Here is an 8,100-nt window from a genome sequence, read left to right on the forward strand (position 1 = left end):
ACGCTGGGGTGGGGGGTGCGATCATGGTGGGTCAGCCGCCAGTGATGGGGGCGATGATTTCGACGCGGTCGCCATCGCGCAGCGGCGTGAGGGCGTATTGTGCGCGCGGCACGAACTGCAGGTTGACGGCCACGGCAAACGGCGCTTGGGGGGGCTGGCCATCGGTGGCGCGGGCCACCGCATCGGCGACGGTGGCGCCGTCGGGCAGTTCTGCGGGTTGCGCGTTGATCCAAATCTTCATGGTGTGCGGACGGGGGCGTGGGCCTCGGCCCGGGCGAATGCCAGCCCCAGGCGCTGCGCCAGCTCGGTGCGGCCGGTCTGCAGATACTCGATGACGGCGTCGTGTATCGCCGGCGAGATCATGAACCCGTGGCGGTACAGCCCGTTGATCTGCAGCACGCGCGGCGCGCGCTCGACGACCGCGGGCAGATTGTCAGGCAGGGTGGGGCGGCACTGGGAGCACAGCTCTAGAACGCGGGCCTCGGCAAAGCCGGGGTGGACGGCGTAGGCGGCGCTGAGCAACTCGAGGGTGGAGCGCACGCTGGCCGGGGACAGGTCATCGGACTCGATTTGGGTGGCGCCGATGACGAACAGATGGCCCGGCTTGGGGGCGATGTAGATGGGGTAGCGCGGATGCAGCAGCCGGGTGGGGCGCTGCAAGGTGACGTCCGGCGCGTACAGGCGTGCCACCTCGCCGCGCACCCCACGCAGGGGGCCGCCGCCCGCAGCGCGTGGCGCAGGCCAGTCCTCGCGCGCGCCCAGACCGCGGCAGTCCAACACCCAGCCGTCTGGGTGGTGGCGTTGCCAGTCGCAGGCTTGATCCAGCGTCATGGCGGTGCCCCACTGCACCGCCACGCCCAGCGTGGCCAGCGTGGCCAGCAGCGCATCAAGCAGTTGGCGGTTGTCGAGCTGGCCTTCGTCCGGCAGGTACAGCCCCCGCTGGAACCGCCCGGCCACGGCCGGCTCCAGCATGGCGACGCCCTGCGCGTCCAGCGCGCGCGGGGCGGGCAAATCGGTCAGGCGTGCGGTGGTGTGGCGCAGCAGCGCCTCGAAGCGGACGGCCTCTTGCGCATCCTGGCGGTGCCACAGGATGAGCGTGCCGTTTTGCTGAAAGTACACCGGTTGCGCCAGCCCCTCGCACAGCGTCTGCCAGCGGGGTAGGGCGTAACGCCCCATGGCCACGACGTTGGGCTCGGTCACGGCCGATTCGGCGAGCGGCGCCAGCATGGCGGCCGCGACGCGGGCAGCGCCCCCGGCCTGCGCGGCGTCGGGGGCGGGATCGACGATATGGACCGGGTGACCGGCCCGTGCCAGCGTGAGGGCGAGCAGCCGACCCATCAGGCCGGCGCCGAGGATCAGGGCGGGTTCGAGGGAGCGCATGCCCCGGATGGTACCCCAGGGAAAACCCGCGCCAGGCCAGCGGGCTCCACGTCCGTGCACGCGCAGCGGATAATGTCACACATGTCGCATCTGAACGATCTTGCCCACCCACACCGCTCGCGCTACCCGCGGGTGTTGTCCATCGCCGGCAGCGATTCCGGTGGCGGTGCCGGCATCCAGGCCGATCTGAAGACCATCGCGGCCCTGGGCTGCTACGGCATGACGGCGATCACGGCACTGACGGCCCAAAACACCCTGGGGGTGCGGGCCATTCAGGGGGTGCCGGCGTCGTTTCTGAAAGAGCAGATCGCCGCCGTGGTGGAGGACATCGGCGTGGACGCGGTCAAGATCGGCATGCTGCACGCGCCGGACATCGTCGATGCCGTGGCCTGGGCCATAGACACCTACCGCCTGCCCAACGTGGTGCTGGACCCGGTGATGGTGGCCACCAGCGGCGACACCTTGATCGAGGACGCGACCATCGAACGCCTGGTGCGCGAGCTGTTCCCGCGCGCCACCGTGGTGACCCCCAACCTGGACGAGGCCGCATTGCTGTTGGGCCGTCCGCTGGTGCAGGTGGAGGAGCTGGAGGCAGCGGCCGCCGATCTGCTGCGGCGCGGCGCGCCGGCCGTGCTGCTCAAGGGGGGGCACTTGCCCGGCGATGTGGTCACCGACCTGTTGGCCATCTGCGGCGAGCCGCCGGCATACTGGATCCGTCTCAACGGTGAGCGCATCGTCAGCGACAACGTGCACGGTACGGGGTGCACCCTGTCGTCGGCCATTGCCTCGTTCCTGGCCATCGGCCAGACGCTGGAGGAGGCGGTTCAGTCCGCCCAAGGCTGGGTGCGGGGGGCGATTGCCGCCGGCGCGCATGTGCGCACCGGCCAGGGCAATGGGCCGCTCAACCACGGCTATGCGCCGGTGCCGATGCGGCTGCTCGACTGATCAGCCCGGCCCGACACCCAGCAGCCGCTGCAGTCGGGTGCTGGTGGTGGTGTATTCGAGGACGATCCGCTCCTGCGGGCGCAGCCACTGGGCAATGGCGAATGCGGCCAGGGTCGCTTCGTGAAAGCCGCACACGATGAGCTTGCGCTTGCCGGGGTAGGTGTTGACATCGCCCACTGCATGGATGCCCGGCTCTGAGGTGCGGTAGCCCTCGGTGTCCACGACCAGGTGCTTGCGCTCCAGCGCCAGCCCCCAGTCGGCGATCGGGCCGAGGCGCGGATTCAGCCCTAGCCGGGGCATGAACAGATCCAGCGGCAGCGTGAGTCGCCGGTCGTCGGCGGTGGCGATCTCCAGTGCTTCCAGACGGCCATCGGCGGCGGCTATGGCCCCCACTGGCTGCCCCATGCACAGGCGCACCCAGCCCGCGCCAATGGCGGACTGCAACCGTTCATCCAGTTCGGCGTCGATGGCGAAGCGGTCATTGCGGTGCAGCAGTGTCACATCGGCCGCCCCGCCGTCCGCGAGTTGCAGTGCCAGTGCCGCGGCGGACTCGGTTCCGCCCATGACGACGATGCGCTGGCCCGTCCAGACGTCGGCGGGGGGATCGCGGTAGTGCACCTGGCGGCCTTCCCAGGCATCCAGCCCGGGGATCGGCACCTTGCGTGGCAGGAACGCGCCTACGCCCGCAGCGATGACGAGCGCGTCGCATTCGAGGGCCAGGCCGCCGTCCGTTGCCAGCCGAAACCGCGGAGACGATTCGGCCCCGTCGGATGCCAAGCGCTGCAGCGACGTCACGATCTGCCCCAGATGCAGGGGGATCCGCAACGGCGCCAACTGCCGCAACAGCCGCTGCGTCAGCTCCTGCCCGCTGCAGGCCGGAATGCCCGGCAGATCGTAGATGGGTTTGCCGGGGTACAGCTCGGCGCATTGCCCCCCGGCATGGGGCAGACCCTCCACCACGTGCACGCCCAACTCTTGCAGGCCCAACTGAAAGGCCTGGTAGAGCCCGACCGGTCCAGCGCCGATCACGACAGCATCGGTGCGGATGGGAAAGGCGGACGTCATGGCGGTCGGGGCGGCGCGCACCACCCTCGTGATCAGCCGGTTAGCGTTTGAGCAGCGGCAGCTTGCCGGTCTTGTCCTTGTACTGCTCGGCTTCGGGCAGCGGTGCCTTGCGCTTGGTGATGCTCTTCCAAGTCGGCAGCTTGGCCAGCTCCGCGTTGAGGGCGATCATGTGCTGCTGGTCGCGCGGCACGTCTTCCTCGGCGTAGATCGCGCTGACCGGGCACTCCGGGATGCAGACCGCGCAGTCGATGCACTCGTCGGGGTCGATGGCCAGGAAGTTGGGCCCCTCGCGGAAGCAGTCCACGGGGCAGACGTCCACACAGTCGGTGTACTTGCAGGCGATGCAGGCTTCGGTAACAACGTGTGTCATGGCGCAGGGTCTTTCGGGGGCCGCAAACGCCCCAACGCGGCGCGGGCCGCGCGTCGGGTCTCGGCAACGGGCCGATTGTAGGCGTTCGGGGCGCGGAGCTGGTTGATGTGGGTCAGCACGCCGACCGGCAAAGCGGTTATTGTCTGGGTGCACGGTGTTCGTGCGCCGTCCGTTCCAGAGGCCTTGCCCATGACCGATACACCCCGCCGCCGTTTGCCCCCACCCGCCGGGCGCGAAAACGGGCCCCCGCCTGTGACAGCCGATCCCCACCGCCGGCAGGCGGATGCTGCCGAGGCCATGGACCAGCAGGCGTCGGTGCTGATGGCCCAGTTGTGGAGCGGCCTGTCGCCCATTTCGCTGACCTTGGCGGCAACGGATTGGGCACTGCATGCGCTGAGTTCGCCGGGGTCGCAACGGCGGTTGGCGCGGCAGGCGGCTGAACTCGGCCAGGCGTGGTGGCAGGACGCTTGGCGCGCTGGGATGGGCACGGCCACGGCCTTTCTGACGTCTGGGGCGTCCGGTGTGTCCGGTGTGGCCTCAGCAGGCACCGTAGAGGCAGGCGGGGGGAGCGCGACGAAAGGCGTTTTCAGCGACGCAGATGCCCGGCCGGACGACGCCTCGCCGCTGGCGCGCGCACTGCGCGAGGACGCGCGCTACGCCGACCCGGCGTGGCAGCGCTGGCCGTGGTCGGGGCTGGCCAGCGCCGTCAAGGCGCTGGAGCTGTGGTGGCAGCAGGCCGCGGCACTGCGCGGCATGCAGCCGCACAGCCGCGAGCAGATGCGCTTCTACGGCCGCCAGTGGCTGGACGCCTGGGCGCCGAGCAACGTGCTGTGGACCAACCCGCAGGCGCTGCAGCGCGCCTGGGAGACCGGCGGCCAGTCGCTGCTCAAGGGCTGGGGCCGCATGGTGGAGGACGTGCAGTGGCGGCTGGGGCTGCAGCCGCCGCCGCGGCGCTTCGACCCGGAGCTGGCGCCCGGCCGGGGGCTGGCGACGACGCCGGGGCAGGTGGTGCTGCGCAACGCGCTGATCGAGCTGATCCAGTATGCGCCGACGACGCCGACTGTGCAGCGCGAGCCGGTGCTCGTGATCCCGTCGTGCATCATGAAGTACTACATCCTGGACCTGTCGCCGCACAACTCGTTGGTGCGCTGGTTGGTCGGGCAGGGCCACACGGTCTACATCGTCTCGTGGAAGAACCCGGACGAGGACGATGCGCTGCTGGCGATGGACGACTACGTGCGCGACGGGGTGCTGGCGGCGTTGGACCACGTGCGCTGCGCCACCGACGCCCCTGTGCACCTGATGGGCTATTGCCTGGGCGGGACGTTTGCCGCCATCGCCGCGGCGGCGCTGGGCGGGGGTGATGCGCGGCTGGGTTGCCAGCGTGCGGTGGACGCCGCGGAGGAGGGGGTGTTGGCGAGCCTGACGCTGCTGGCCGCCGAGACCGACTTCAAGGAGCCCGGCGAGCTTGGCATCCTGATCGACGAGGCGCAGGTGCGGCTGCTGGAGGACATGATGGCCGCGCGCGGCTACCTGACCGGGCAGCAGATGGCCGGGTCGTTCCAGTTCCTGCACTCGCGCGAGCTGGTCTGGTCCAGCCAGACGCGGCGCTGGCTGCTCGGCGAGGACGAGGTCGGCAACGACCTGATGGCATGGAACGCGGACGTGACGCGCCTGCCGGCGGTGATGCACAGCCAGTACCTGCGCAGCTGCTATCTGAACAACGATCTGGCCGAGGGGCGCTTTCAGTTCGAGGGGCGGCCGATCGCGCTGCGCGACATCCGCGTGCCGGTGTTTGCGGTCGGCACCGTCAAGGACCACGTGGCGCCGTGGCGCTCGGTGTACAAGATCCATCACCTGGTCTCGGCCGACGTGACCTTTGCGCTGACCAATGGCGGGCACAACGCTGGCATCGTCTCTGAGCCGGGGCACCGCGGGCGCTACCACCACCTGTTGACGGTGCCGGCGGACCATCCGTGGCGCACGCCAGAGGAGTGGCTGGCTGCGGCGCCGCGGCTGGAGGGCAGCTGGTGGCCTTCGTGGTCGGCGTGGCTGAAGCAGCACGGCAGCGGTCAGGAGGTGCCGGCGCGCCAGCCTGCGCAGGATGCGGCGCTCGGGCCGGCGCCGGGCCGCTATGTGATGGTGCGCTACGGCGACTGAATCAGCCCTCGCCTGCACTGCCTCGCCCGCGTGGGACGGCAAACCGCCGAGCCAATAGAGCCTGCGCCAACGGGCGCTCTACGGGCCAGGGTTCGCCGTGCAGTTCGGCCGCCAACACCTCGCCACTCAGCACGGACAGGGTCAGCCCCCGTGCGCCCAGCCCCGTCAGCACACACAGGCCGGGCAGCCGATCGGGGTCTACCGCCCCGACGGCGGGAACGCGGTCCGGCAGCGTACAGCGCACGCCGGCCCAGCCGTGTGCCTGGGGCCAGAGGCGGGACAGCGCTTCGGCCGCCGGGGGCAGCAAGCGGCGCAGCTTGTCCAGATTGGCGGCATGGTCCGCGGCTTGGACGGAGCGATCCGTGCTGCCCCGTATGAAGGTGGAGCCCATGCACCACAGCGGCTGCCCATCGGGCCCGGGTACACCCGCAATCAGCGACCCGTGCCCGTTGACGGGGAACGGCGGCAGGGCGTTCGCCCCCGATGGCGACAGGGCGGCCATGGGTCCCCATGTCACCTGCCCGCGCAGGGCATGCAGGGGCATGGGCGGTCGGTCGGTGTGCGGCAGCAGCGGCAGGCTATCGAAGCCCGCGCACACGACGACCACGGGGGCGTGGGCCAGCGTTCGGCCGGCGGCGTCGATCGCGATCCACTCGGCATCATCCGCCGTGCGCCGCACACCGGCGACGTGCGCTCCACCGACGAAGCGCACGCCGGCGCGGGCCAGTTGGGCGGCCACCAGCCGTGCCGGCCGCAGCCATGCCGCCTGGGGGTGCCATAGGGCGGGTGTGTCCGCAGGCAGGCCGGCGCACACCGTGCGCGCGGGATCGGCCGGCTCGCTCCACGCGCGGCCATGGTCGCGCCAAGCCCCCGCGTCGGGCAGGGCGCGCTTGCCCTCGATGCGGTGCTCGAACACGCCGCTGGGGCTCCAGTCCACGCCCGGCGTCAACAGCGCCCGGGCCCGCTCCAGAGTACTGGCCAAGCCTGCCCGGGTCAGACGCGACAGCGGCGCATCGTCGGGCGATACATGCGGGGCGACCAGCCCCACGGGCAAGCCCGATGCGCCGGTCGCGGGGGCGTCGGCCGCGTCCAGCACCGTCACACGCCAGCCCCGTGCTGCCAGGCTCCAAGCGGCCGCCGAGCCGGCCAGACCGGCACCGATCACGACCGCGTGATGCTGTGGGTGGGCCATACGCGGCGCCGCATTTGGGGCGCGCGCAGACCGCAAGGTGGCCCGGGGTGTCCAGCTCGGGGCAAACACTGCTCGCAGGCAGTGCCGCTTGGGGGGCAGGCCCGGGGCTTTCTCGACCTGAAAACCCGCTTGCGCCAGCCCGTCGCGGACCGCGCGCGCCACCGTCCAGGTGCTCAGCCGTGTACCTGGTCGGCACAAGCGCGCGACTGCGCGCAGCATCCCGGGCGACCACATGTCGGGGTTGGTGGCCGGGTCGAAACCGTCCAGAAACACGCTGTCCACCGGCACGTCCAGCGTCGGCAGCCAGCGCGCCGCATCCCCCACGCACAGGGTCAACAGCAGGCGCCGGCAGGGGCCATCGCCGCTATCGGCGGGCCATTCCCAGGTCCAGCGGTGCACGCCCGGCAGCAGCCCTACCCAGCGCTCGGCCAGCGCGGCGGCCAGGGGCTGGAGTTGGGCAAACGGGGCCGCACTGCGGCGCAGGTCGTCGGCGGTGGCAGGGTGGGCTTCCGTGGCGGTGTAGCACAGCGTGGGCGGAGCCGATGCGTCGGCCCGCCAGGCGTGCCAGGTGGCCAGAAAGTTCAGCCCCAGACCGAAACCGTTTTCCAGCGCATGCCAGCGCGCCGCACCCGCCCAGGCCGGAGGTTGCCCGTCATCGGGCAGCAGGCCGCAGCCACCCAAGAACACGTGCCGCGCCTGTGCCAGGCCCCCCTGACCGTCGGCGCCGCGGCTGCGGTAGATGTCGTCGAAGCGGGGGTTGCGCGGCGTGCCGTCCGGCAGCCACTCGACCACGACGTCGGCCATGTCACCCCTGCGTCGGGGGCACGTAGCCGGCGGCGACGTCCGCGCCTTCGCCGAAGAAGTGCTTCTCCATCTGCCGCGCCAGGTATTGGCGCGCGCGCGCGTCGGCCAGGTTCAAGCGGTTTTCGTTGACCAGCATGGTCTGGTGGCGCAGCCAGTCCTGCCACGCCTGCTTGCTGACGTTTTC

The 8,100-nt window shown here is 71.1% G+C and carries 8 protein-coding genes; 2 read left to right on the plus strand and 6 right to left on the minus strand.

The genetic code is table 11. The features are described 5' to 3' along the window. Positions 1-31: 31 nt before the first annotated feature. The gene (gene thiS / locus V7026_RS10280; protein WP_334155297.1) at positions 32-241 is read right to left on the minus strand and encodes a sulfur carrier protein ThiS; all 210 of its coding nucleotides are present in this window, start codon (positions 239-241) and stop codon (positions 32-34) included. Beyond that, positions 238-1,380 carry an FAD-dependent oxidoreductase gene (locus V7026_RS10285; protein WP_334155298.1) on the minus strand — a complete coding sequence of 381 codons (1,143 nt, stop codon included), beginning with the start codon at positions 1,378-1,380 and terminating at the stop codon, positions 238-240. The genes thiS and V7026_RS10285 overlap by 4 nt, the downstream gene beginning before the upstream one ends. An 81-nt stretch (positions 1,381-1,461) precedes the next feature. Between V7026_RS10285 and thiD the strand changes: the two genes are divergently transcribed. Then, on the plus strand, positions 1,462-2,325 hold the full coding sequence (gene thiD, locus V7026_RS10290; RefSeq protein ID WP_334155299.1) for a bifunctional hydroxymethylpyrimidine kinase/phosphomethylpyrimidine kinase: 864 nt from the start codon (positions 1,462-1,464) through the stop codon (positions 2,323-2,325). On the opposite strand, the gene V7026_RS10295 is transcribed toward thiD, so the two are convergent. Continuing rightward, the gene (locus tag V7026_RS10295) at positions 2,326-3,390 is read right to left on the minus strand and encodes an NAD(P)/FAD-dependent oxidoreductase (protein ID WP_334155300.1); all 1,065 of its coding nucleotides are present in this window, start codon (positions 3,388-3,390) and stop codon (positions 2,326-2,328) included. A 40-nt stretch (positions 3,391-3,430) separates the two neighbouring features. Next, entirely contained in the window at positions 3,431-3,760 is a 330-nt protein-coding gene (fdxA, locus tag V7026_RS10300) for a ferredoxin FdxA (protein ID WP_334155301.1), read from the minus strand. 252 nt (positions 3,761-4,012) lie between these two features. Between fdxA and V7026_RS10305 the strand changes: the two genes are divergently transcribed. Continuing rightward, complete coding sequence (locus V7026_RS10305) at positions 4,013-5,920, plus strand: PHA/PHB synthase family protein (RefSeq protein WP_334155302.1); 1,908 nt, start codon at positions 4,013-4,015, stop codon at positions 5,918-5,920. Position 5,921: 1 nt separating this feature from the next. Here the strand turns inward: V7026_RS10305 and mnmC are convergent, their stop codons facing one another. After that, complete coding sequence (gene mnmC, locus V7026_RS10310; RefSeq protein WP_334155303.1) at positions 5,922-7,916, minus strand: FAD-dependent 5-carboxymethylaminomethyl-2-thiouridine(34) oxidoreductase MnmC; 1,995 nt, start codon at positions 7,914-7,916, stop codon at positions 5,922-5,924. Position 7,917: 1 nt separating this feature from the next. Continuing rightward, a partial coding sequence (locus tag V7026_RS10315) for an oxidative damage protection protein (protein WP_334155304.1) occupies positions 7,918-8,100 on the minus strand: 183 nt, incomplete at its 5' end.

The organism is Tepidimonas sp. (assembly GCF_036825565.1).
In the GTDB taxonomy this organism is placed as follows: Bacteria; Pseudomonadota; Gammaproteobacteria; order Burkholderiales; family Burkholderiaceae_C; genus Tepidimonas.

Coding starts and splice junctions, on each gene's coding strand:
- thiS (WP_334155297.1), bottom strand. CDS start 241: ATGAAGATTTGGATCAACGCGCAACCCGCAGAACTGCCCGACGGCGCC.
- V7026_RS10285 (WP_334155298.1), bottom strand. CDS start 1,380: ATGCGCTCCCTCGAACCCGCCCTGATCCTCGGCGCCGGCCTGATGGGT.
- thiD (WP_334155299.1), top strand. CDS start 1,462: ATGTCGCATCTGAACGATCTTGCCCACCCACACCGCTCGCGCTACCCG.
- V7026_RS10295 (WP_334155300.1), bottom strand. CDS start 3,390: ATGACGTCCGCCTTTCCCATCCGCACCGATGCTGTCGTGATCGGCGCT.
- fdxA (WP_334155301.1), bottom strand. CDS start 3,760: ATGACACACGTTGTTACCGAAGCCTGCATCGCCTGCAAGTACACCGAC.
- mnmC (WP_334155303.1), bottom strand. CDS start 7,916: ATGGCCGACGTCGTGGTCGAGTGGCTGCCGGACGGCACGCCGCGCAAC.